Source organism: Paenibacillus nicotianae, from assembly GCF_042681745.1.
Taxonomy (GTDB): Bacteria; Bacillota; Bacilli; order Paenibacillales; family Paenibacillaceae; genus Saccharibacillus; species Saccharibacillus nicotianae.
The window spans coordinates 244,418-268,476 of the sequence record NZ_JBHUGF010000011.1; the positions used below are offsets into that span (position 1 = coordinate 244,418).

Annotated in this window: 19 protein-coding genes and 1 riboswitch; of the genes, 10 read left to right on the top strand and 9 right to left on the bottom strand. The window is 39.5% G+C overall.

From position 1 onward, the window contains the following. Positions 1–126 precede the first annotated feature (126 nt). From ACFSGI_RS19845 to ACFSGI_RS19860, 4 genes are all read left to right on the top strand, one after another. Positions 127–1,554: an ABC transporter substrate-binding protein gene (locus ACFSGI_RS19845; RefSeq protein ID WP_204825938.1), complete on the top strand. Its 1,428-nt coding sequence runs from the start codon at positions 127–129 to the stop codon at positions 1,552–1,554. A 114-nt stretch (positions 1,555–1,668) separates the two neighbouring features. After that, a complete protein-coding gene (locus ACFSGI_RS19850; protein WP_204825939.1) occupies positions 1,669–2,751 on the top strand; it encodes a carbohydrate ABC transporter permease in 1,083 nt (360 codons plus the stop codon). Then, positions 2,751–3,854, top strand: coding sequence for a carbohydrate ABC transporter permease (locus tag ACFSGI_RS19855; RefSeq protein ID WP_204825940.1), 1,104 nt, complete (start codon positions 2,751–2,753; stop codon positions 3,852–3,854). Before ACFSGI_RS19850 ends, ACFSGI_RS19855 begins: the two co-directional genes overlap by 1 nt. 160 nt (positions 3,855–4,014) lie before the next feature. After that, complete coding sequence (locus ACFSGI_RS19860; RefSeq protein WP_204825941.1) at positions 4,015–4,659, top strand: class I SAM-dependent methyltransferase; 645 nt, start codon at positions 4,015–4,017, stop codon at positions 4,657–4,659. A gap of 104 nt (positions 4,660–4,763) precedes the next feature. On the opposite strand, the gene ACFSGI_RS19865 is transcribed toward ACFSGI_RS19860, so the two are convergent. Further along, positions 4,764–5,387, bottom strand: coding sequence for an acetate uptake transporter (locus ACFSGI_RS19865; protein WP_204825942.1), 624 nt, complete (start codon positions 5,385–5,387; stop codon positions 4,764–4,766). 265 nt (positions 5,388–5,652) lie between these two features. On the opposite strand from ACFSGI_RS19865, the gene ACFSGI_RS19870 reads away from it, so the two are divergent. Beyond that, on the top strand, positions 5,653–6,816 hold the full coding sequence (locus tag ACFSGI_RS19870; protein WP_379284166.1) for a GGDEF domain-containing protein: 1,164 nt from the start codon (positions 5,653–5,655) through the stop codon (positions 6,814–6,816). Between the two features lie 84 nt (positions 6,817–6,900). On the opposite strand, the gene ACFSGI_RS19875 is transcribed toward ACFSGI_RS19870, so the two are convergent. The 3 genes from ACFSGI_RS19875 to ACFSGI_RS19885 form a co-directional block, all read right to left on the bottom strand. Further along, complete coding sequence (locus ACFSGI_RS19875) at positions 6,901–7,746, bottom strand: methyl-accepting chemotaxis protein (RefSeq protein ID WP_204825946.1); 846 nt, start codon at positions 7,744–7,746, stop codon at positions 6,901–6,903. Positions 7,747–7,944: 198 nt separating this feature from the next. Next, positions 7,945–8,787 carry a methyl-accepting chemotaxis protein gene (locus ACFSGI_RS19880; protein WP_204825948.1) on the bottom strand — a complete coding sequence of 281 codons (843 nt, stop codon included), beginning with the start codon at positions 8,785–8,787 and terminating at the stop codon, positions 7,945–7,947. A 237-nt stretch (positions 8,788–9,024) separates the two neighbouring features. Next, positions 9,025–9,645, bottom strand: a complete 621-nt coding sequence (locus ACFSGI_RS19885; protein WP_204825949.1) for an NAD(P)H-dependent oxidoreductase — start codon at positions 9,643–9,645, stop codon at positions 9,025–9,027. A 207-nt stretch (positions 9,646–9,852) separates the two neighbouring features. On the opposite strand from ACFSGI_RS19885, the gene ACFSGI_RS19890 reads away from it, so the two are divergent. Further along, positions 9,853–10,530 carry a winged helix DNA-binding protein gene (locus ACFSGI_RS19890; RefSeq protein ID WP_204825951.1) on the top strand — a complete coding sequence of 226 codons (678 nt, stop codon included), beginning with the start codon at positions 9,853–9,855 and terminating at the stop codon, positions 10,528–10,530. Between the two features lie 137 nt (positions 10,531–10,667). Here the strand turns inward: ACFSGI_RS19890 and ACFSGI_RS19895 are convergent, their stop codons facing one another. The 4 genes from ACFSGI_RS19895 to ACFSGI_RS19910 all read right to left on the bottom strand — a co-directional run bounded on the left by ACFSGI_RS19895 (position 10,668) and on the right by ACFSGI_RS19910 (position 15,130). Continuing rightward, positions 10,668–10,928 carry a YkgJ family cysteine cluster protein gene (locus tag ACFSGI_RS19895; RefSeq protein ID WP_204825952.1) on the bottom strand — a complete coding sequence of 87 codons (261 nt, stop codon included), beginning with the start codon at positions 10,926–10,928 and terminating at the stop codon, positions 10,668–10,670. Between the two features lie 38 nt (positions 10,929–10,966). After that, positions 10,967–12,085 carry a 5-methyltetrahydropteroyltriglutamate--homocysteine S-methyltransferase gene (locus ACFSGI_RS19900; RefSeq protein ID WP_204825953.1) on the bottom strand — a complete coding sequence of 373 codons (1,119 nt, stop codon included), beginning with the start codon at positions 12,083–12,085 and terminating at the stop codon, positions 10,967–10,969. A gap of 46 nt (positions 12,086–12,131) precedes the next feature. Further along, positions 12,132–13,370: a peptidase T gene (pepT, locus tag ACFSGI_RS19905; protein WP_204825955.1), complete on the bottom strand. Its 1,239-nt coding sequence runs from the start codon at positions 13,368–13,370 to the stop codon at positions 12,132–12,134. A gap of 215 nt (positions 13,371–13,585) precedes the next feature. Next, on the bottom strand, positions 13,586–15,130 hold the full coding sequence (locus tag ACFSGI_RS19910) for an NAD(P)H-binding protein (RefSeq protein WP_204825956.1): 1,545 nt from the start codon (positions 15,128–15,130) through the stop codon (positions 13,586–13,588). Between the two features lie 293 nt (positions 15,131–15,423). Between ACFSGI_RS19910 and ACFSGI_RS19915 the strand changes: the two genes are divergently transcribed. Next, positions 15,424–16,026 (top strand): YjgB family protein, encoded by a 603-nt coding sequence (locus ACFSGI_RS19915; protein ID WP_204825957.1) that lies wholly within the window; start codon positions 15,424–15,426, stop codon positions 16,024–16,026. 176 nt (positions 16,027–16,202) lie between these two features. Here the strand turns inward: ACFSGI_RS19915 and ACFSGI_RS19920 are convergent, their stop codons facing one another. Then, positions 16,203–17,027 carry a class I SAM-dependent methyltransferase gene (locus ACFSGI_RS19920; protein ID WP_204825958.1) on the bottom strand — a complete coding sequence of 275 codons (825 nt, stop codon included), beginning with the start codon at positions 17,025–17,027 and terminating at the stop codon, positions 16,203–16,205. 169 nt (positions 17,028–17,196) lie between these two features. Between ACFSGI_RS19920 and ACFSGI_RS19925 the strand changes: the two genes are divergently transcribed. From ACFSGI_RS19925 to ACFSGI_RS19935, 3 genes are all read left to right on the top strand, one after another. Continuing rightward, positions 17,197–18,126, top strand: a complete 930-nt coding sequence (locus tag ACFSGI_RS19925; protein ID WP_204825959.1) for an Abi family protein — start codon at positions 17,197–17,199, stop codon at positions 18,124–18,126. Between the two features lie 231 nt (positions 18,127–18,357). Then, positions 18,358–19,434, top strand: coding sequence for a branched-chain amino acid aminotransferase (locus ACFSGI_RS19930; RefSeq protein WP_204825960.1), 1,077 nt, complete (start codon positions 18,358–18,360; stop codon positions 19,432–19,434). A 137-nt stretch (positions 19,435–19,571) separates the two neighbouring features. Beyond that, positions 19,572–19,772: riboswitch (cobalamin riboswitch) on the top strand. 169 nt (positions 19,773–19,941) lie between these two features. Beyond that, positions 19,942–24,015 (top strand): S-layer homology domain-containing protein, encoded by a 4,074-nt coding sequence (locus ACFSGI_RS19935; RefSeq protein ID WP_204825961.1) that lies wholly within the window; start codon positions 19,942–19,944, stop codon positions 24,013–24,015. Positions 24,016–24,059 lie beyond the last annotated feature (44 nt).

Sequence of the window (24,059 nt, forward strand, 5' to 3'; positions counted from 1 at the left end):
TTCCTATTTACTTTTTACTCATTACATAAGAAAATGGGTAAGAAGTAAAAAATATCTAATTTTGCTATTTATGTTCTTTTTATTGTTTTTTGGTACAGGTGTAATCAAAAAAAAGGGGCTGAGTACATGAAGCGTAAGTTGAAAAAAAGCAGCACAATGTCACTGATGATGGTTTTGCTATTTTCAGTCGTCATGAGTGCATGTGGAGGAACAACAAGTAATACAGCTACAACAGAACCCGCTGCAACAGGAACAGACACAACAGCTACAGCAACAACAGGCGCAGATATGATTAAAACAGCGAAAGTTCCAGCCGGATCTGAATTGGAAAAAGCCTTAAAAGGTGAATATAAAGGAACTAAAGTTACAATGTACGGTCCATTCGTAGACGCGGATGAGCAGAAATTCAATGCAAGTATCAAAGCATTTGAAGATCAAACCGGTATTGATATTGCTTATGAAGGTTCCAAAGAATTTGAAGCGACAATCAACGTACGTGTCAACGGTGGTAATGCACCGGATATCGCTGACTTCCCGCAACCAGGATTGTTAGAAGGATTCGCTAACTCTGGTAAAGTGGTCGATGTATCTAGCTTTATGGATGCTAACTATCTTAAAGAGCAATACAAAGATAGCTGGCTAGATATGGCGAAAATGAAAGGTGATGGCGGTAAAGAAATTACTGCGGGCGTATGGGCACGTAGTAGTGTGAAAAGCTTAGTATGGTACAACAAAAAAGCATTCGCAGATGCTGGTTATGAAGTACCTAAGACTTGGGATGAAATGATGGCATTAACAGAGCAAATCGCTAAAGATGGCGATCCTGCTTGGAGTATCGGTATTGAAAGTGGTACAGCAACAGGCTGGCCTGCAACAGACTGGATCGAAGATATTATGCTTCGTACAACTACTCCTGAAAACTATGACAAATGGGTAAAAGGCGATTTGCCATTTACAGATCCAATTGTCAAAAATGCTGTGAAAAAAATGTCTGATATCTGGTTTAACAAAGATTATGTATACGGTGGACGTAGTTCAATCGTAACTACGAACTTCGGTGATTCCATTCAACCGTTGTTTACAGACCCTCCAAAAGCATGGTTGAATCGTCAAGCTGGATTTATCGTATCGTTTATCCCTGAAGGTGTAACAGCAGACGAGTATGACTGGTTCCCGTTCCCTTCTATTGATCCACAGTACGGTACACCAGCTATGATCTCTGGTGATATCTATGCGATGTTCAATGATCGTCCAGAAGTACGTGCAGTGATGGAATTCTTTACAACAGCAGAATCTCTACAAAGCTGGATTCAATCCGGCGGTGTAACACCTCCAATGAACGGTACTCCTGATGATTGGTTCGCTAATGATCAAGAACGTCGTATGTCCCAGTTTGTACAAGAAGCCAAAACAATCCGCTTTGACGGTTCTGACTTGATGCCAAGTGCTGTAGGCGCAGGAACGTTCTGGAAAGGTATGACGGATTATGTGAGTGGTACAGCTAATCTAGATGAAGCGATGGCTGAGATTCAATCCGGCTTCAAAAAACAATAGTATCGCAGTATACGCACCATAGATACTATACATGTAGATAGCAGGTATACATGACATGAGTCAGAACGGGCCGATGCTATCGGTCCGCTTTGGCTTGATTAAGGGGGAAAGCCGATGGACGTGCGAGCCAATCAAGGGTCTATGTTGAAGTTGATTTTATTATCGATACTTGTTCCTGCTTTAAACGTAGGCTTGCATTTCTCGATCTTTTTATTTTTTAGAAGCTCGGATCTTCCACCAGTTTTAAATGCTGTACTTGCTGTGATCTGGGGAATATTTGGGATCTATTCGATTTACTGGTCTCTGAACTGGGTGGTTGAACAATACTCGGATAAATGGAAAGAACGCGTCATTCCTTATGTATTTGTAGGACCTGCTGTATTATTGCTAGGTTGGTTGCTATTTTTACCAACACTACGCACGTTATATCTTAGCTTTTTTAATGCCGATTCGACCCGATTTGTAGGGTTGGCTAACTTTGGGGCTGTTTTTACCGACAGACTATTGTTAACAGCACTACGAAATAACTTGCTATGGGTAGTATTCGGAACGTTAGCATGCGTTATTTTAGGAATGTTAGTCGCTGTACTGGCTGACCGTAGTAGCTTTGAACGTCTTGCCAAAGCTATTGTTTTTATGCCGATGGCAATTTCATTCGTAGCCGCAGGCGTGATCTGGAAGTTCATCTATTACTACCAACCAGGCGATGACCAGATTGGTCTACTTAACGCAATTATGGTGCAGTTAGGACTCCAGCCGCAGGGCTGGCTCAGTATGGTGCAACCCTGGAATAACCTCTTCTTGATTGTCATATTGGTCTGGATGCAGACCGGGTTTGCAATGGTTATCTTTTCGGCTTCGATCAAAGGGATACCGGAAGATATGTTGGAAGCTGCGCGGATGGATGGCGCGGGAGAAGTACGTATCTTTTTCAAAATTATGTTACCTGTTATCTCTAGTACAGTGCTTGCAGTTACCACAACGATTATCGTATTTACTCTGAAAATATTCGATGTCGTTATGATTATGACCGGTGGACAGTATGGAACAGAAGTAGTCGCCACTGAATTCTACCGTCAATTATTTATGTATCAAAATGCAGGCTATGGTTCGACGCTTGCGATTGTGTTGCTGATTGCAGTTATTCCGGTGATTATCCTGAATCTGCGCCAGCTTCAGAAGGAGGGAAGCTTCTGATGGCTAAACGAAAAAATAAAGCACCCAAACGCAAAGCGAGTTGGTTGGTTAATACGATTTTAGCGATTATCTGTATTATCTGGTTTATTCCTACACTTGGACTATTGATCTCATCTGTACGTCCGGCAGCAGATATTTTACAAACCGGTTGGTGGACAGTATTCCCTCATCGCCAGTGGGCGACCGAAGAACAGGTGAAACTTCCCAAAGACACTGATCTTCGTCAGCCGATCACCGTCAATGGACAGACATTCAGCGATGATCAACTTAAATCAGGTGTCATGCAAGGGGATAAACGTCTTGTCTGGGAAAATCGCCGTGCACGTACGGTGGATGTTCAGGACAAAAAGTGGAGCGGATTTACACTTGATTTCACTACACAGAACTATGAAACGGTTCTAGGTGGTAAACAGTACAAAATCACGCAACCTGATGGCACTGTCAAAACCGAGCAAGGTAGCGGGATGGGAAGATCGTTCTGGAATACGATCGCTGTTGTTATTCCATCAACAGTCATTCCAATCTTTATTGCTTCTTTTGCCGCGTATGCTTTTGCATGGCTCAAATTTAAAGGACGACGCGTCTTTTTTGTAGTCGTTATCGCTTTACTGGTTGTGCCTTTGCAAGTAGCACTGATTCCAATTTTGCGCGATTATACAGCACTCGGACTAAACGGAACGTACTTCGGGATATGGTTAGCGCATACGGCGTTTGGTCTGCCGCTAATTACGTACTTTATGTACAATTCAATTAGTCAGCTTCCTCGTGATCTGTTTGAATCGGCATACATGGATGGAGCAACCAACTTTACGATTTTCTCCAAATTGATTCTTCCATTATCTGTACCTGCACTGGCTTCGATTAGTATCTTCCAGTTCTTATGGGTATGGAATGATTATCTGGTGTCACTTATCTTCCTCGGTTCTCAACCGGAAGTACAAGTACTATCGATGAATATTGCGAATATGGTTGGTTCGCGTGGTAGTGACTGGCATCTGTTAACCGCAGCGGCATTTGTCTCTATGCTAACACCACTTGCTGTATTCTTTGCATTACAGAAGTACTTTGTACGTGGTCTATTAGGTGGATCGATCAAAGGGTAACACAAGGTCTCAACCAACAGATCATCTATATAAAAACCGCTTTCCGATACTAGGGAGAGCGGTTTTTATATTATTAATATTCTTATCATACAAACTGGAATTTATTGGATTAGAATTGTATCATAAATAGACTACATATAACCAAAAAGGTGGGAAATGTATGAATACCGGTTCGTTGATCATTTCGACTGTATTGTTGGTTATTACGCTACTTGCTGTGTTGTCTATTGTGTATTATAGCTGGCGTAATGGGATCTCACCATTGCCAGCATCGTTGTTGTTACGCAGTAAAGTAGCAGAAGAAGTGTTACGTTTATCTAAAGTACAAGAATTGGATCATCCTCTTTTCAAATTAGAAACAGATGATCCTGCGCAACAATATTCTATAGTTCAACAACATATGGAATACCAAGCACGTCCCAAAACCATTGTAGAAACTGGCTCTGGCTGGGGAACATTAGCGATATTTTTAGCCAGGCATTGCCCGGGTTATCATGTGATAGGTATCGAAAATTCTATTATTCCTTTTTGGATTTCTAAATGGTGGTCTACTTTCGAGAAAGTATCGCTTACATTGATTCGTGGAGATATGTATCGATATCCTTATGAAGAAGCGAATATTATTGTCTGTTATCTGTTTCCAGGAGCGATGAAGCAATTGAGTACTATTTTTCGTGAACGTGCTGTAGCACATACATATATTATTAGTGTTTATTTTGCGTTGCCCGATTGGACACCTGAAAAGATTGTACAATGTGTCGATATTCATCGTACCAAAATTTATATTTACAAAGTAGGCGCATAGCTATTCGATCTTTGCGCAGATATCTCCTCCCAAAATGTATATAAAAAAACACATGCTATCAAATGATCGCATGTGTTGAAGGGTGTAGTTATTATGAAGATAAATTAGTTATGGTCTTTGAAAATACCGAAAGGCTTACCAATGGGTAAAAATGTTTTGCCAAAATGAGTATTCAATACCAGTGCACCTGTGCCATATAAAGACATAATACCAATACCCATCTCTGCATAAGCCGCAAGCGTATGGAAAATATGAGGAGCTACGCCAAACGCATCAAAAGTGAGTCCGAGGAATAACAGATCGATCAAACAGAAAATAATAAATAATACTTTATGTGTTTCCATAGCTCCGATTGTCATAAACAGTACAAATACAAGATAACCTGCAAAAGCAAAGCCTAGTTGCTTACCATCTACATCATTTGCCAGAGCAGTACCGAACACGCCCATTTTGATCATCCAGTTACCTGCCATAGCGAACCAGAAGAAAGCAAATGCTCCAAATGCAGTCGTACCAAATGTATTGTTTCGCTTGGAATCTTGAATACAAGCGAATAATTGAGCGCACGCGCCCAGAAAGATCGCCCAGGGAATTGCATAACTAAGTCCTGTTGTTAGGCCTAGCTTTTGAGAAGAAGCTACCAGAGTAACGATAGCCAGACCGAATAGGCCCAGTGCGCTAGGATCAGCATTGATGATCTTAACATGAGTTTGCGAAGAAGTTTGCATAAGGAATTTAGCCTCCAATAATTGTTAGGTATCTCTAACTTTCATCAGACATACCTCAAGCATTGTACCCGAAAAGACGCAGATAGAAAAGAAATATTATTATTTACATATAAATTATAGAAATACCTGAAATACTACTGTTTATTTATTTCAATTTGGGGAATTATTTGACTATTTCCGGCGCTCAAAACTTGCTATACTGATAGATAAAGTATATTTTATTGATTAAGGTGTGTGAATAAAACAGATGGATTTCAATCTGGATATGAAAACAGTGTTCATTTCACTTGTATTTGGACACATTTTTACTGTCATCTTGATCCGTGCATATCGTCAGAATTATATGAAAGATCGCGCTGTTAATATGTTTTACCTTTCCAAATGGGTACAGGCTATTGCATGGTTTATGTTGATTTTTCGTCATACCGCTCCTGATTTTTTTTCGATCACGGTAGCTAATTCTTTTTTATTTATCGGGGCTGCTTTGGAGACTGCTTCGTTTCTGGTGTTACAAAAAGCATTTTCTAAACAAATTCGCAATCTGTATATTGGCTATACCACGATAACGATTATCGGTTTTGTATCGATATACTTCTCAGGTGTAACAGAAACTACTCGTATTATTTATGCTTCTATCGCTACCTCTCTATTTATCCTTTATCCTGCCTACCGTATGATCTCAGACCGACAAGCATCTTCACTTCAACATTTGATGGGTTATCTGTATAGTATCGTTGTGATTAGTCTATGGTTTAGAGCTGTATTTGCTATGTATTTCGGTGATATTGTTGGCTTATTTACAATCGGGATGTATCAAACGTTTACGTTTCTGTCGCTTTATTTGATTATGATTTTGGGAAATACAGGCTTTGTACTGTTATCTAAAGAGCAGGCGGATGTTGATCTTATACGTATTGCCAGCTATGACGATCTGACAGGTATATTGAATCGGCGTACCTTTATGATCCAAAGTAAAAATTGTATCTATGGATTAGCCAAAAAGCAGCAATTCGTATCGTATCTTTTATTTGATATTGATCATTACAAAGCTATTAACGATACGTATGGTCATCATATTGGCGATCGTGTGTTACGGGATATGGCGATACTGGTCACAGAGCAACTAGAAGAACAAGCGATATTCGGAAGATATGGTGGAGACGAATTTGCTATTTTACTACCTGATACAGATGAACAGCGATCTACTCAAATTGCCGAACAACTTCGTTCTACGATTGAGCATCATCGTTTTCATGCTTTGCCTTTGTCGTATACGATTAGTGTCGGGATGGTCACAGTATTAGCTACCAAAGATACTCAACTGGGTACGTTATATCAACATAGTGATCGCGCATTATATGAAGCCAAATACGCTGGTCGTAATCGCGTAGCACGAAGTTTATTAGCTGTGCAAGAAGAGAGCGGATAACAATGATATGGTTACATATCGAAAAAAAGCCCTACAATCACTTGATGTGGTTGTAGAGCTTTTTTTGACATAGAAGTACATATTTTATGATTTGTTTTGTTGACTGTTATAGTAATAGATATTTTTAGTAATATCTTTCATTGCTTCGCCTGTAGCTTGCAGACGATCAATAACTTCTGTAAATGAACCTACAAGTGTAGCTTGTTCTTGAGAAGAAGTTGTGATCTGTGTGATTTCATTTTCCATTTGACGGATAGACTCTTGTACATCACGAAGCGCTGTTTCAATATCGCCTGTAGCTTTTTTAGAGTTAACAGACAATTTACGAACTTCAGTCGCAACAACACCGAATCCGGCACCAAGTTCTCCTACACGAGCAGCTTCAATTGCAGCATTCAAACCAAGCAAATTGGTTTGTTCGGAGATATCTTTGATTAAGATCGCAACTTCATTGATTTTACTTGATTTTTCAACAGTTGTTTTCGTGTTTTGCAAAATTTGCTCACTGGTTGCTTGTAGTTGCTGTGCATGAGCGGCGATATGTTGCACCATATCAACAAGATTTTCCGATACTGATACGTTTTCAGTCATAACGCCTTGTAGATCTTCTTGAGTTCTTTGATCATAGCTGATCGTCATAACGCCAACGATTTGACCATTTTCATGGATAGGCACGTTGATACCTTCAAGAGAAACACCGAACATTTCTTTAGGAAAAGGAGTGATCGATGGATTTACTTTATCGGTAATGCCAGCAAAATTTTCAAAGCCAGGAGCTAAAGGACCATCAGATACAAATCCTAGATCAATACCTCCGAATTGTTCGTAATAGAGGATTTTTTCATGATCATACAAACAGATTGTAGCGCGCTCACGTAAAAGTTTTCCGATGTATGGCAAAGAGGTTAATAGTGCTTTCATTACTGGCATAGTTCTAATCATCCTTTTCGTACTCAATTTTTGATAGTATCTATATGTATTACTATCGGACAGATGAGTCTTATAATAAAGACTTATCTTTTTGAGGTAGTCTGGTAGCAAATAATAAAAATAAAAAACTCTAATACCAATTAGAGCTTTTTATTCCAAAGAAACTCTAGTGAGATAAGGGAAGTAGATAGGCTGAGATTATTTTTTATGAGGGACGCTATAGCGGTATAGATTATCGGTGATTGATTTCATTTCTGTACCTGCTGCTTGCAAGCGTTCAATAACGTCTGTAAATGAACCAACGAGAGAAGATTGTTCTTGAGAAGATGTTGTGATTTGAGCAATTTCATTTTCCATATGGCGAATAGATTCTTGTACATCACGAAGAGCAGTTTCGATATCACCGGTAGCTTGTTTGGCATTAACTGACAATTTTCGCACTTCAGTCGCAACAACACCAAATCCTGCGCCAAGTTCCCCTACACGAGCGGCTTCGATCGCTGCATTTAGACCAAGCAAATTGGTTTGTTCAGAAATGTCTTTGATCAATGTAGCGACTTCATTAATTTTACTCGATTTTTCAACAGTAATCTTACTGTTTTGCAAAATTTGTTCGCTGGTTGCTTGTAATTGTTGAGCATGAGCAGCAACATGTTGCACCATATCTACAAGACCATTAGCAGCGGATACATTTTCTTTTAAAACAGAATCCAGATTTTCTTGAGTGGTTTTATCATAACTAACAGAAAGAACAGCGATAAGTGTACTGCCATCATAGATAGGCACGTTGATTCCTTCTAAAGGCACTCCAAACATTTCTTGAGGATAATGAACGATTGAAGGATTTACTTTATCGGTTAAACCAGAAAAATGATCAAATCCGACTGGAAGAGCATCACCTGTTTTGAAACCAAGATCGATTCCGTCTAGCTGTTCATAATAAAGCATATGCGTTTGATCATACAAGCAGACTGTTGCTCGTTCTCTCAAAATTTTTCCAATGTAAGGCACAAACATTAACAAAGAATTGGTCATACTCATGTGTCAATCACCCTTTAATCTCAAATTTATAGTATTCATATTCCTATACTATCGGAATGTTAAACGTTGGACTTAAGGGTAATCGCGCATAAAACAAGTAAAATCAGAAGAAATCTACAATTTAAATTTTAAATTTTAACTTTTATATACAGGGAAAGAAATTTATTTACAAAACTAGAAGCAATGTTATGGTTTGGACAAGGCAAAGAATTACATATGGTAGTAGAACTGATTTATTTAGAAGCGTCTGGCAAATACCTTTTCTGTTTTTTCTAAGTGAGCTTGCCGTTGTTCCAATGTTCGTTTTTCCATACCGGAATAGTTATACCATTTTAGAGAGTGAATTCCCATTTTGCGAAAAGTTCCGCGAAATACCATTTTTGTAATCGGATTGCCGAATAGCCAGCGATAAATATAAGTAGGAGTAGCCATAACAGTGAGTAAAGAGACACCTTTTAAATGGGGAAGTAAGCACTTGAACGGACGTCCAGGGGTGGGTTCACTATATACGATTTCTTTGGCAAACACTTTATCGAGAAATCCTTTCATTAGAGCAGGCATACCTTCCCACCAGATAGGAAAAATAAAGATCAGATGATCTGCAACCATCAGACGTTGTTGATAATCAGCAATTAGAGGATCAATACTCTCTTTTTTGCGCCACGAAGTTAGATCAGTAGCAGACATTACAGGATTGAATCCATCCTGATGCAGATCCACCAAATCGACGGTATGTCCTCCTGCATGTAGACCTCGTGTAACAGCAGCAAGTAAAGCAGCCGAGTAGCTTCGTTGATGAGGAATATTTGCTGAAGCACCACTTCCATAGGGGTGATCGAACACAATCATAATATTCATAGGTAAAACACCTTTCTTTTTGTTTCTTAGAAACTAAATTGTTTATTAGATACAATATATATTTATTGTTTCTGATTGTCAATAATGTTTCTTGGAATATATCAATTTCAAAAAGTGATTGGTATACTAACAACAGCAACATAATCAGAAGAAATAAATACTAAAAAATACAAACATTTTGAATTAAATAAAGGGGAACTGACTATTATGAATCATGAGATAGAACAAAAATTACTGATTACTGAAATCATAGATCATATCGATGCGATCCAGAAACGATTTCAAGCAGAAGGAGAAGATGAAGAAAAAAGATGGATGATGATGCAGACTTCTGATACTGGTGTGATTGAATTTCTGCAAGTGGCGACAGTACAGATGCTTCATGTACTGGATGCGATAGGAGAATTAGAACCTACCAATGGGATAAGCATCTCCAAGCAATACAATATTCCTAGAGGAACCGTCTCCAAAATCACCAGACGATTAGCAGAAATGGATATGATTCTTGTAGAACCTTTGCCTCATAATAAAAAAGAAGTTCTGTTTCGCTTAACCTCTCAGGGGAAAAAAATATTTACGTTACATCAACAACTGCATCAACATATCAATCAAAATGTACGCCATTTTCTTAATCAATATCAAATAGAACAGATGCGCTTTCTGTTGACATTGATGCAAGAAGTAATGAAAACATCGTGGGTGGACATAAACGAGGGGCAGGACAAGCCGCTTCAAAATAAATCGACTCATTTCCCTACAAATGAAGTGGAATATTCACGAGAGTTAGAAGAAAAAAATGAAATTTTTGCGATGTTACAACAACTAGATGCCAACAAGTTGAATCGAGCCAAACAGCTTATCCAGCTCGCCTTTTTTGAAGAGTAAGCCAAATAATAGAGAACGAAAAAATCCCTTTCATATTAGTAAGAGCACATTCATCTGCGAAAGATGTTTTTGTACTCTGAATAAATGAAAGGGATTATATTCAATCTTGCTGTATACATTTATCGTTGTTAGTGAGACTACTTTGTAGGAGCAGTAGCTTGCTCCAGCGCTTCTAAATAGGCAAAAGCTTCTTCATTGGTAGTGCCACACATTTCCAATGAAGCAGGCAATCCACCACAGACATCTGGACGTTCGGGTCGACCGAACAATCCGCAACGACGTTCTGCGGTCAATTGCGGACAAGGGACTCCAGCAGGCTTACCTTCTGGCATACCCGGAATCGGTGAAGAGATAGAGATTGCGATACAACAGGCGGCACAGCCAACCCGACATTCCATAATAATTCACTCCAATATTTAATACACGATCACTCTATTTATTTCCATACATCCTGAGCAATATGGATAACATGACGTAGTTTATCCCATTGCTGTTCTTCTGTCAGTAAATTACCTTCTTCTGTAGAAGCAAATCCACATTGTGGACTCAAGCACAGTTGATCTAAATTAACGAATTTGGACGCAGCATCAATCCGGCGCTTGATATCGTCAGGATTCTCCAATTCACCGTATTTAGAAGTAATCAGACCAAGCACAATTTGCAAGTTTGGACGCTTCACAAAGCGTAACGCATCGAATGATCCTGAACGCTCATCGTCATATTCCATAAATAATCCATCCAGATCCAGTCCATCCAAAATCGTTTCGGCTGCACCATCATAACCGCCAGATGCTGCCCATGTCGAGCGGAAGTTCCCGCGGCAAATATGCATGGTAATCGTCATATCAGCCGGACGATTGGCGACAGATTGATTGATCAATTTAGCAGCATCAGCCAGCATTTGATCAGGGTCTTTGCCATCGCTGCGTAATTTGGCTTTGGCTTCTTCTGAAAAGAAAGCTGCCCACGATGTATCATCCAATTGCAGATAGCGACAACCTGCATCGTAAAAAGCACGAATCGCTTTTTGGTACGCTTCGGCTAGATCATGTAACAACACATCATGATCACGATACAGATCAGTCTGAATTTGACCGCGGAATAATAACATATTTGGACTTGGAATCGTCATTTTGGCGGTATGCCCTGTACTAACTACACTGTGAAGAAATTTGTAATCTTCTAAATGAGAGTGTGTAGTAAAGTCGATTTTGCCTGTGACTTTGACGCCATGTGCTTTGGTCGTTGTATTGTGAAATTGAATACCACCTTCGGTATCATATCCTTCTACACCATCCAAACGTTCGAGAAAGTCAAAGTGCCACCATGCCCGGCGAAATTCACCATCGGTAATCGATAATAGACCAATTTCTTCTTGTTTGGCAACGATGCGGCGAATTTCTTCATTTTCTATCGCGCGTAATTGTTCTGCATCCAGTGTACCGTTAGTCAATTCTAGACGGGCTTGTTTGATCTTATCTGTGCGTAAAAGACTGCCTACTTGATCTGCGCGAAAAGGCGCTACTGTGCGTTGAAGAGAAGTAGAAAATGTCATCGTATCATTACCTGCTTTCTATAGAATATAAAAATGTTATCGTATATTACGCTTGATTTGTTTTTGCAAATAATTGTGTGATTTCTACAATGACTTCTGTAGCTTTGACCATATTATTGACAGATACATACTCGTATTTGCCATGATAATTTTCGCCACCTGTAAAAATATTCGGTGTAGGCAGACCCATATACGATAATTGAGCACCATCTGTACCGCCACGAACCGGTGTAATATGAGGTTCCACACCTACATTTTTCATCGCTTGTCCTGCAATATCAACAATATGTTTTACAGGTTCGATTTTTTCACGCATATTATAGTACTGATCTTTCATATCGATCAAGATATTGTTTTCACCGTATGTTTGTCTAAATTCTTCTACAATACTATTCAGAAGATTTTTTTTGTGATCGAAATCTTCCCGTTTGAAATCACGAATAATATAAGACAATTGCGTTTCTTCTACATCACCATTGATTGAAGACAGGTGGAAGAATCCTTCATAGCCTTCTGTAAATTCAGGTGCTTCTCCTGCGGGTAGACGACGATGCAACTCCATTGCAATCTTGGCTGCATTGACCATTTTATTTTTGGCTGTACCTGGATGTACATTACTTCCTTTGCACGTGATTTTCGCTGCTGCCGCATTAAATGTCTCGTACTCTAGTTCTCCAAGAGGGCCACCATCAACCGTATACGCATACTCTGCACCAAATTTAGCGACATCGAACAGATGAGGGCCACGACCAATCTCTTCATCCGGTGTAAAAGCGACTCTGATTTTGCCATGCTTGATCTCTGGATGATCAATTAGATAGTGCATCGCTGTCATAATCTCAGCAATCCCTGCTTTGTTATCTGCACCAAGTAGTGTTGTTCCATCGGTAGTGATCAATGTATGACCTTTGTATTGCTCCAATTCAGGGAAATCTTTGGGAGATAATACAATGCCTTCATTTGCGTTAAGTAAAATATCGCCACCGTTATAATTTTCAAGCAGTTGGGGCTTTACATTTTTACCTGTAAAATCTGTTGCTGTATCCACATGAGCTAAAAAGCCGATAACAGGCGCAGGTTGATCTGTATTTGAAGGTAAAGTTGCCATCACATAACCGTTACCATCTAATGTGACATCTTCCATACCGATCTGTTCTAATTCTTCTACCAATTGATGAAGCAGTGTCCATTGTCCAGGTGTAGAAGGGCATGTCTCACTGTCCTCATTGGATTGTGTATCGATTTGCACATAAGAAGTTAAGCGATCAATCAGTTCGTTTTTCACAGTATAAAAAGCTCCCTTCGGCTGGTGGTATAAATAGTATGTATTTATTTTATCATGAATTGGCGGATCATCCCAAAAGGAGATTGAGATCAGAACAATCTAGATAGAGAATAAGCCTATACATAAAAAGGTCTGAAGCTATCCATCACGAAGATGAAGAACGTTCAGACCTTCTATATCAAGTGCTATAGTCAGCAGTCAAAATAATAATCTAATTACGGCGTACTGTGCGAATTACTCATCACATGAGAAGCAGGATGTTGAGAATCTTGAGATTGATGACCTTCTGGAAATTCATGTTGCTTACCATTTTTGATCATCCGTTTTAAGTGACGGCGGAAAGCATACATCACCCATAGATGAACTTTGGCTTGTGTAAATTTGTAAATAAACCAGGGTAACGATGGAAGATAATCATGAATAGCAATAACACAATCCTGTGTGCCTGGAACCTGTAGAAATTCCAATCGTCCTTCATGATTTTCTTTTGTTTTGGTAAATGCTCCGCCGGTAATATGGTATACCGCACTATCTTCACTGCTCAATTCAGGAGAATACGTTAACTCCAAAATAGGTTGACGGGAAGGGCGAATATACACGCGATAAATACTGCTACCGTCGTATTCGGTGCGGATCAACCATTTGGCGATACCGCCTAGCCATTTCATATAGTATTTACCAGCCCAATCGGCATTTTTGCCATCCGGTAAAACAACACGCTGAATCGAACGCACATCAGATACAGATTCTGTTTTATGCTCAGAAGAAGAGCTAGAGTGCTCTTTTTTCTCTTGCGCTTTTTCTTTTTCCTTCTCTTCTTCTTCCAGTGCAGATTTGGCAGACTCTTCAAATGTAATCTGCCCATCGCTAATACCTTCTACTTTGCGTTCAGGATTAGCGACCATTGGATGCGCTAGACTTTCTACTAAAGGATAGACCATTTCTTTAGGCATACCAGTAACCAATGTGACCCACAGACGAGACAGATGAATCGTCAAAAAAGGAACATCATGGAACGAACGCTTCTTGTCCATCACTTCTGCGGTTTTCATCATCATTTGTTTGTACGTCATAATATCAGGGCCACCCACATCTATCGCACGATCATACAATTCATTACTGCCGATGCTCTTTTTCAATGCTTGCAGTACATCAGACAATGCAATCGGATGTGTTTCTGTACGTGTCCATGTTGGCAGTGTCATAATCGGTAATCGTTGAACTAACTTCGCCAGAATAGGGAACGAGGAGCCCTGTGGCCCAACAATCAATCCTGCACGAATTGTTGTCACCGGTACTCCATACGAACCTAGAATCTGTTCTACTTCTAGACGACTGCGTAAATGGCGGGATAAGTGTTCGCGTGGTACTCCTTCAGGAATAATGCCGCTTAAATACACAATTTGTTTGATGCCATTTTTTTTGGCTGCTCTAGCAAAATGGTCTGCTAAAATCACGTCCATATCTTCAAAATGAGCCTGGGTCAACTTGGCAGTCGGCATCATAGAATGTACAAGATAAATAGCATAATCTGCACCTTTGAGCGCCTTCTCTGCATCGGATATTGAGAATAGCTCACAAGAACGCCATTCAACATGCTCACTGTTTTCTTTGTCATCGCCATGTCTGGATAAAGCAATTACATCATACTCATCGGTTAGCCGCTTCAGCAAATTATGCCCAATATAACCGCTTGCTCCTGTTAAGGCAATTTTAGGACGCTGTTGTGTGTTCGCTGATAGGCTTTCTATTTTCTCCATATCCATTATCTCCACCCCTGTTCATTTAAAAGTCTGTAGCTTTTACATACCCGATTTTTGAATTCTTCAACCTTAGGTTTATAGATTGACATAGCGACTAAAGACCTATTTGATTGACAAAAGAACACGTTAAAAAGTATACTCTAAATCGTTAAGTATAAGCGCTTATACTTTTGAAAAGCTATAATTTATTATGTTATTATTTGAATAGAGATAAAAAGTAGAACTGGAATGCACTACAATAACGCAAGTGTTATTACTTGCCATACCTTATCGATCAGGAGGAAATGAACATGAATACTCAGAAATCGATCAAACAAGTTATATTTACAGCGACATTAACCGGTGTATTAGCTGTTGGCACACTGGGAGTAAGCAGTGGCGTATCTTCTGTACAGACAGCATCTGCTGCTACAACGAGTAAAGTGACTGCTAGCGATAGCCAAATGGCTTTGAAAACATTAAATAGCTTTTACAAGCCAGCTTTGAAAGGTCAATTCCCGGGCAATGCAAGTGCATTTACTGTCGGTAAAACAACAAGAGATCAAGTAGTCAAAGCTTTTGGCAAGCCTGATCAAGCGATGAAAGACTCAGACGGATTTGATGTATACCATGCAGAGATGGGTAACCCTGGCTATGCATTCAATTACAAATTAACAAAGATTCGTGAAATGCGTTATATGGGAACCAGTGTAGAACGCCAGACGAATATTGGCGGTATTACGATGAAAATGTTACTCAAAAACTGGTATACACCAACATCTACCACTACGATCAAAAATGGAAAAGCAAAACAAACCAAAGTGACGTATGTTCGTGGAGCATATCAGTTAGAATTTATTTTTAACAGCAGTACAGAGCTAGATCATATCAACCTACGTGAAAAAGGTGTATAACCTAAAACTCAAGCTGAATTGAATATATGCTGGATATACGCTTATTATCGAACAGAAAAAGCACTGAACATATGTTCAGTGCTTCTTTTTTTGCTTTCTGCAAGCATCGTCTTTTATTGCTGACAGATTATTAAATTGTCATTGGTTTGAATTATTTACAATGAAGTAAATGAAGATCAATGTATACCGAGTCTCATTCGATAGCTGAACATTACGTTGGTGACTCCACCGCGAAAATAATCATCAGCCATCGCTTGAAAAATTTGAATTTCAGACTTTAGATAATCGGAATTTAATTTTAGCGCTGCTTGAATTCCGCCCTGACTTAGCAAAATACCTACATACCGCTCTGCACTACAAGGTTCGATATGATGGAATACAATTTCTTTCGTAAATCGGAAATGTCCACTTTGCTCAATCTGTTGCAAGTGATTATCTTTGTCTCGCTTGCGCGCGACTTGCTCGGGGTTGGCTTGCTCTGCAATAATCCGTTCAGAGATCGCTAATAAATTGATATATTCACGCTCTAATTGCCAGTTCACTGTTGGTGGCCAATCACAATCATAAGCGGCAAAAATGCCACCGGGTACCAGTACACGAGCAATTTCTTTTAGTGTACTTTTCGGTTCCATCCAGTGAAACGACTGCGAACAAGTGACGATATCTGTACTGTTGGAGTCCAATGAGAGCTGATTGGAGTATCCTTGTTCAAATGAAATGTGATCTGCTTGTGTAGTGAGACTCAGCTTATAACGTGCTTTATTTAACATATCTTGATTGGGTTCGACCCCAATAATACGATTCGCTCGATCCCGCCAAATAAACGAAGATAACCCTGTACCACAGCCTACATCAACAACTAATCTAGGTTTCTTTTGCAAATAGTTAGAAAGAATATCTACCACAAGACTAGGCGCCGTCGGACGATACTGATCATACACATCTTCAAAACCGGAAAATCGTTCGATATTGTTGATCGAATTATTTTCAGGGATAGTCATAACAGATACTGCCTCCTTGTCTGAATGTACTTTGTTCTATTATAAAGGAGAAAGAAACAGCTCTACAGGAAAAATAGAAATAATATGCAAAAATAATTTTTTGCACTTATAAAAGTCATATAATATATTAAAGAATAAGATGTATATATTATTTATATTGAAAGGAGGATTGAACATTATTGGGATCAAGAAAAAGCTTGATTTTTCAGAGTTAATAGTTCATATGAAGGATAAAGGAATCCAGTTTAATCTTCCTTCTTTAGAAACACCAGAGCATATTCTGGAACACTCAAATTACTATTATAAGTTGTCTGCTTATCGAAGTAATTTTCCTAAGGATAATAAAGGAAAATATATTCATTTAGATTTTCAGCACCTTGTTGATTTAGCAAGTATTGATATGCAACTTAGATACACTCTTCTTCAAATGACGCTTGATATTGAACATTTTTTAAAAACAAAAATATTAGCTGATATTACTAAAAGTCAAGAAGATGGATATACCATTGTAGATAGGTTTTCGCAAAAAATAGGTAAAAGTTCAGAATCTTTTTTTGATCATATTAGATACGCAAGTAGACATTATAATTATGATCTTTACCTAAAAAGAAAAAACGATTTATCGATATGGGTATTATTTGAAATTATAACCTTTGGAGAATTTGTTAGATTTGTGGAGTTTTATTACGAACATGAGCATCAAAATGAATATATAGAAATTGCTTCTATTATAAGATACGTAAAGAATATTAGAAATATATGTGCTCACAGCAGCCCTATTTTAATAAAATTAAATGAGCAAACTTTAACACATGATAGACAATCAAAGTATATTAAATTATTTGTTGGGAAAGTCCCAACTATTAGCAAACATACAAGAAAGAAAAGATTAGAAAATCAAAGAATACATGATCTATCAGCTTTATTATATTGTCACTCAACCTATATGCTCAGTAGCGGAGTTAGGAAAAAGCGAAATGATGAATTACAATTAATTATGCAAAGAATTAAGAAAAATATTCACTATTATAATAAAAATCAATTACTGCAAAGTATTTTTGATTACATTCATAAACTGGTTGATTTTATTGTAGACTAAGCTTAAAATAAGTCTAAGGAAAAAATCACTTTTGTGATTTGTACGAGCGGTCGCTGTCAGCGACCGCTCTTAGTTTTTTATAGAGTTTTTTTTACATTATATAGGGTACATAAATTAAACTATAGTATGTCTATTGACATATTACCTATCAACTTATTGTTTTTAAGTATTTTCGATTTGGGATAAGAAGTGATATGATTTAGGGAATAATTGTTTAAGGAGACATAAACCATGACTATAGAGATCAAGATCGAGCAGACAACGAATAAAAAAGAGAAACCGTCCTCTATGGATGGAGTAGTATTTGGTACACAATTTACAGATCATATGTTTATTTTGGACTATGATGCTGGACAAGGTTGGCATGATGCACGTATTGTTCCGTATCAACCGATTATGATGGATCCGGCAGCGAAAGTATTCCATTATGGACAAACGATTTTTGAAGGGCTCAAAGCGTATGCAACAGAAGATGGACGTGTCCTCATGTTCCGTCCTACGAAAAATATAGAGCGTCTAAACATTTCTAATGAACGTATGAGTATTCCAGAAGTTGATCCTGAATTAGCACTTGAAGCTTTGCGTCAGTTGATTCTGATCGATCGTGAATGGATTCCAGAAGGTGAAGGCAATTCGCTATATGTGCGTCCATTTGTAATCGCAACAGAACCAACACTAGGCGTATCTCCTTCACGTCAGTATAAATTTATGATTATCCTTTCACCTGTAGGTGCTTATTATGCAGAAGGCATCAATCCGGTTAAAATTTTTGTTGAGTCCAAATATGTACGTGCTGTTCCCGGCGGTGTAGGTATGGCAAAAACAGCAGGTAACTATGCAGCAGGTCTTAAAGCGCAAGAAGGCGCTACAGAGCTGGGCTATTCTCAAGTGCTGTGGTTAGATGGTGTACATCGTAAATATATTGAAGAAGTCGGTAGTATGAACGTCTTTTTCAAAATTAACGGTATCGTAGTCACCCCTGCACTGAATGGTAGTATTTTAAGCGGAATTACGCGTGATTCGATTATCCAATTGCTCAAGCACTGGGATATTCCTGTGGAAGAGCGTATTCTTTCGATCGATGAATTGGAAGAAGCACACAAAGAAGGCAAGCTAGAAGAAGCATTTGGTACAGGTACCGCAGCCGTTATTTCTCCGATGGGCGAACTAAACTGGCAAGGTGAAAAAATGGTCATCAACGAAGGCAAAACAGGCGAATTGTCTGCCAAGTTGTATGAGACATTAACCGGTATCCAAAAAGGTGTAGCCGAAGATCCATTTGGTTGGACGATAGAAGTTAAAGCGTAAACTGAATAATATAGTTATCTATGAGCGTATCCTCTAAACAGGATGCGCTTTTATTTTTTCACATGTTTCCGATAAGTAATTTGCTAGAATTCGTAGACAAAGCCCGGTGCTATCGCTATGATAAATACGACAAATCTATATATTTTATTGTCCAAGGTGCAGATACGAATATGATTTTGTATCCGCTTAAAAGGGAAGTCCGGTGTATTCCGGCGCGGTCCCGCCACTGTAAATGCTGAACAGCTCCCGAATCGAGCCACTGTTGCATGAAGCGATGGGAAGGTTAGGAGGATGTGATGAAGCATAGCCAGGAGACCTGCCTTGCGAGCAATCGTTTCTACCGTCTTCGGAGCAAAGAGGAGAAACAGTCTATCATTCTAAGCCTATATCGTTATAGGCGGTGAACTGTTGTGCTGTTATGCCTTTGAAGTCACTTCCGTTGAAGTGGCTTTTTTATGTTGCATTGTCGTTATGTCCATTTTACTAAAATAAGAAAGAAGGTCTGACATGAAATCATCCCTATCCCGTCAGTGGGTCGCTATGATCTTAACACTGGTGCTTACGATCGCTACATTAGTACCATCCGGTGTATTTTCTACTTCTGCGTATGCAGCAGATGAATCGAATCCTACGACAACGACTGTATCTCAAGCGGTCTACACTTCTAATGATTCTTCTAGTAACAATTCAACTTCCAATACGAACGTCACCCAATCTGTATATGGTCAAGCTATTGCGCAAGCGATGCAATATATCGATGCTAATGGTGGAGTCGATGGTGATTGGATTGCAGTCAGCTATGCACGCACAGGGAAAGCCATTCCTGCTAGCTATTACAGCAGTCTAAGAACGGAAGTAAAAAATCTATGTGCTCAAGCGAAGCCTTCGGTAACCGAATTAGCACGAATGGCGATTGCAGGTACATCTGTAGGTTTGAACGCAACGAATATTTCCGATTGTAATTTGATCGAAAAATTATACAATCATGCGAATATCAATCAACAAGGTGTTAATGGGCCGATGTTTGCCCTGATTGCGCTAGATTCTGGTACATATCAAGTGCCTAATGATGCCAAGCAAGGACGCGATACACTCATCGATAGTGTAGTGGCAGCGATCAACGGGCCGCAAATGTCGGTAGATTATTATGGGATGGCACTTAGTGCTTTAGCTCCGTACAAAGATCGTGCGGATGTACAGACAGCAGGGCAAAAAGCTGTCGATTGGTTGATACAGAAATCAGACGATTCCAGCAGTGAATCGATAGCCCAGGAAATTATTGGTCTAGCTTCATTTGGAATCAATCCAACCGATGTGAAATTTGAGAAAAATGGAAAATCGTTAATCGATCGTTTACTTGCTTTTCAAAATAGTGATGGTGGGTTCCGTCATGAACTGACTGCAAGTGCATCAGACAAAGCTTTTTCAACCGATCAAGCTTTACGAGCATTAGTAGCTTATGATCTATATACCAGCAATGCAGGAGTACTGTATACGAATCCGAATCCTCCTGTAGCACCACAACCTGAGCCAGAACCAACGCCTACGCCTGAACCAGAGCAAGGCACCAAAGTACAAGCGAGCGTTACTGTAGAAGGGCCTTCTGCTCCTGTAACCACAGGGGTAACTAAAGCCGTCTATGCACTGGATGCTCTTCAAAATGTAGCTTCACAAAATGGAATTAAATTAACAATTGCGAGTGCTTCTTTTGGTAAATATGTAACAGGCATCGCCGATATTAATAGTGGCGATCTTGATCCATCGAGTGGTTGGTTATTCGCTGTCAAACGTGATGGTCAATGGATATCACCAGATGTAGGTATGGATGCATTTGTATTAGAACCTTCGGATCAAATATATGTGTATTTTGGAGCTTACGGCATCTCATTAGTAGAGTCTGTCAGTACATCACCTGCTGTACCCAAAGCAAGCAGTGGCTTCAATATCACGGTACAAAAAGCAGATTGGATATGGAATAACGATACATTTACCAGTGACAAAGTAGTAAGCCCTGCGGCAAATGTACAAGTACAAGTCGGTAACCAAACCGTTACAACCAATGCACAGGGTGTGGCTTCATTTAACAAAATGAATGCAGGATCATATACGGTAGCTGTCACAGGATACCAGAATAATAATGTACCTTTCATTGTTCGCAACACATCTACCTTAATTGTTGCAAGTGATAACAGTACAGGTGGAAATACAACAACACCTACAGCCAATACGATTACGATGTCAGTTACAGGTGACAGTACTATTTTGCCTACGACTTCGATTACATTGCAAAATAGAGATACTGCTTTTAGCGTATTATTACGTCAGTTAGGTGCAAGTCGTGTAAGTTATAGAGGTAGCGGTGCTACTGCATATGTAACAGCTATCGATGGATTAAGCGAATTTGATAAAGGCCCATTAAGCGGTTGGGTGTATACAGTCAATGGACAACAACCGAACACAGGCGCAGGAGCGTATACGTTAAAAGCTGGAGATAATCTAGCATGGCGTTATAGCGATGGTACAGCTACTGTTTCTGGTGGCGGTGGCGGAAGTGTCAATAACAGTCTGGGTGTCGCTTTCCCGGCAACGATTCCTTCGCAAGTAGAAAGTGAATTGTCTCAACTGAAAATCAAATCTAACAATCAATTAACTGTCAAAGAAGCAGGGCAGTCAAGCACCGTACTGAACTCGGGTTCTCCAATGAGTGCAACTACAGCCAATTCGATAGCCAAAGCGTTAGCATCTGCGGCAAAAGTGACAGTTAGTAAAGAAGTCACTGCGGATCAGAAAGCGACACTGGCCGATTCAGCAGGTAAAGTACAATTTATCGTGCCAGCCAATAGTGTGAAGAGTAATACTACAATTGGCATAGAAGAAGAAATGGCTAGTCGTCCAGAGCTTGTATCCAGTCTGTATGAATTTACACCAAAAGGACAACAGTTTGAAAAACCGGTATATCTTTCATTCAAAATTCCTGTCTATGCCAATACAATGTCCAGCCTAACGATTGCATGGCTTAATGAACAGACCAATCAATGGATTCCTGTTCCAACAGCATTAGATGCCAAAACAGGTATTATCACAGGAGCAGTCTCTCACTTTACCAAATATGCGGTTATCAACAAAAATGTATTAGCAAGTTCAGCAGACTTGCAACAATTAACAACAGATATCAATGCCACAGTCAAAAATGTACTATCTCACAACCCGCTAACCGAATGGGAAGCTGTAGGAATTGTGCGTGCAGGTGGAACATTACCAGCTAGTTATCTAGCTAATGCAACTGCTCAAGTCAAAGAATCAGCAGGTACATTCCGCAAAGTGACCGATCTGGAACGATTGATTCTAGGAATCAAAGCAGCAGGTGGCAATCCAACATCTGTGAGTGGTGTGAACTTAATCGACAAAATGGTCAATCATGACAAAATGACAGCTCAAGGAACCAATGGGGCAATCTTTGCACTGATTGCGCTAAATAGTGACAATTATACAGTGCCTTCAACAGCTACATGGAACAAAGAAAAGCTAGTGACATGGTTGTTAAACGCACAAAATAGCGATGGTGGATTCCCACTGGCAACAGGTGAAGCGAGCAGTGTAGATATGACAGCAATGGCAATTGCTGCTCTTGCACCTGAACGCACACAGAGCAAAGTTCAAACAGCGATCGACCAAGCGGTTCAATATCTGTCTGCACAACAGCAAGCCAACGGAGGATATTCTGCTTATAATGATGATAGTAGCGAAAGTGTATCTCAAGTGATCGTTGCTTTAACATCAGCAGGTATCAATCCGAAAGACGCACGCTTCACCAAGTCCAATAGTGACCTGATCACACGTCTAAGTCAGTTCCGTCAAGTCAATGGCACTTATAGCCATACTGTGGGTGGTGCAAGCGATAATATCGCTACTGAACAAGCATTACTTGCTCTAGTTGCATATCAACAGTATATGAATAGCGGAAATACGATTTATAATTTAGCAAATACTTCTACCCAACCTGTAGATACAGGAACAAGTACAACTGTTCCATTTACAGATGAAAATACGATTTCAGCATGGGCTTCTGATGCTGTACATCGTGCTTATGATACAGGGTTGATGTTAGGCGTTAGTGATCAGCAGCTTGTATTTGCTCCTAAACAGCAACTAACACGTGCTCAATTTGCCGCATTAGTGGTTCGTTTGACCGGAGCTACAGAGTCAGCGAATACCTCTTCAAATGGAGCGACATTTAAAGACGTATCGGCTAATCAGTGGTATTATCATGCAATCATGACTGCCAAAAATAAAGGTATTATTACAGGCGTTAGTGCAACATCATTCCAACCGAATCAGCCGGTATCCCGTCAAGATATGGCTGTGATGTTAACTCGTGCGTTGGGGCTTCAAGGAACATCGACAGCTTCTTTTGCAGATCAAGCGAAGATCGGTAGTTATGCACGTAACGCAGTTAGCGCTGTAGTGAGTAATGGAATTATGGTGGGTGCCAATAACAAATTCGATCCTCAAGCCAAAGTAACACGTGAAATGGCAGCCGTTGTTGCGATCAATGTACAGAAGATGGCGCAAGCGAACTAATTTTACGGTAAAATAAAAGAAACACTGTATTACACAAATAGCGG

What these genes read in the sequence shown, in the direction of transcription:
- ACFSGI_RS19845 (WP_204825938.1), top strand. Translation starts at nt 127, where the DNA reads ATGAAGCGTAAGTTGAAAAAAAGCAGCACAATGTCACTGATGATGGTT.
- ACFSGI_RS19850 (WP_204825939.1), top strand. Translation starts at nt 1,669, where the DNA reads ATGGACGTGCGAGCCAATCAAGGGTCTATGTTGAAGTTGATTTTATTA.
- ACFSGI_RS19855 (WP_204825940.1), top strand. Translation starts at nt 2,751, where the DNA reads ATGGCTAAACGAAAAAATAAAGCACCCAAACGCAAAGCGAGTTGGTTG.
- ACFSGI_RS19860 (WP_204825941.1), top strand. Translation starts at nt 4,015, where the DNA reads ATGAATACCGGTTCGTTGATCATTTCGACTGTATTGTTGGTTATTACG.
- ACFSGI_RS19865 (WP_204825942.1), bottom strand. Translation starts at nt 5,387, where the DNA reads ATGCAAACTTCTTCGCAAACTCATGTTAAGATCATCAATGCTGATCCT.
- ACFSGI_RS19870 (WP_379284166.1), top strand. Translation starts at nt 5,653, where the DNA reads ATGAAAACAGTGTTCATTTCACTTGTATTTGGACACATTTTTACTGTC.
- ACFSGI_RS19875 (WP_204825946.1), bottom strand. Translation starts at nt 7,746, where the DNA reads ATGCCAGTAATGAAAGCACTATTAACCTCTTTGCCATACATCGGAAAA.
- ACFSGI_RS19880 (WP_204825948.1), bottom strand. Translation starts at nt 8,787, where the DNA reads ATGAGTATGACCAATTCTTTGTTAATGTTTGTGCCTTACATTGGAAAA.
- ACFSGI_RS19885 (WP_204825949.1), bottom strand. Translation starts at nt 9,645, where the DNA reads ATGAATATTATGATTGTGTTCGATCACCCCTATGGAAGTGGTGCTTCA.
- ACFSGI_RS19890 (WP_204825951.1), top strand. Translation starts at nt 9,853, where the DNA reads ATGAATCATGAGATAGAACAAAAATTACTGATTACTGAAATCATAGAT.
- ACFSGI_RS19895 (WP_204825952.1), bottom strand. Translation starts at nt 10,928, where the DNA reads ATGGAATGTCGGGTTGGCTGTGCCGCCTGTTGTATCGCAATCTCTATC.
- ACFSGI_RS19900 (WP_204825953.1), bottom strand. Translation starts at nt 12,085, where the DNA reads ATGACATTTTCTACTTCTCTTCAACGCACAGTAGCGCCTTTTCGCGCA.
- ACFSGI_RS19910 (WP_204825956.1), bottom strand. Translation starts at nt 15,130, where the DNA reads ATGGAGAAAATAGAAAGCCTATCAGCGAACACACAACAGCGTCCTAAA.
- ACFSGI_RS19915 (WP_204825957.1), top strand. Translation starts at nt 15,424, where the DNA reads ATGAATACTCAGAAATCGATCAAACAAGTTATATTTACAGCGACATTA.
- ACFSGI_RS19920 (WP_204825958.1), bottom strand. Translation starts at nt 17,027, where the DNA reads ATGACTATCCCTGAAAATAATTCGATCAACAATATCGAACGATTTTCC.
- ACFSGI_RS19930 (WP_204825960.1), top strand. Translation starts at nt 18,358, where the DNA reads ATGACTATAGAGATCAAGATCGAGCAGACAACGAATAAAAAAGAGAAA.
- ACFSGI_RS19935 (WP_204825961.1), top strand. Translation starts at nt 19,942, where the DNA reads ATGAAATCATCCCTATCCCGTCAGTGGGTCGCTATGATCTTAACACTG.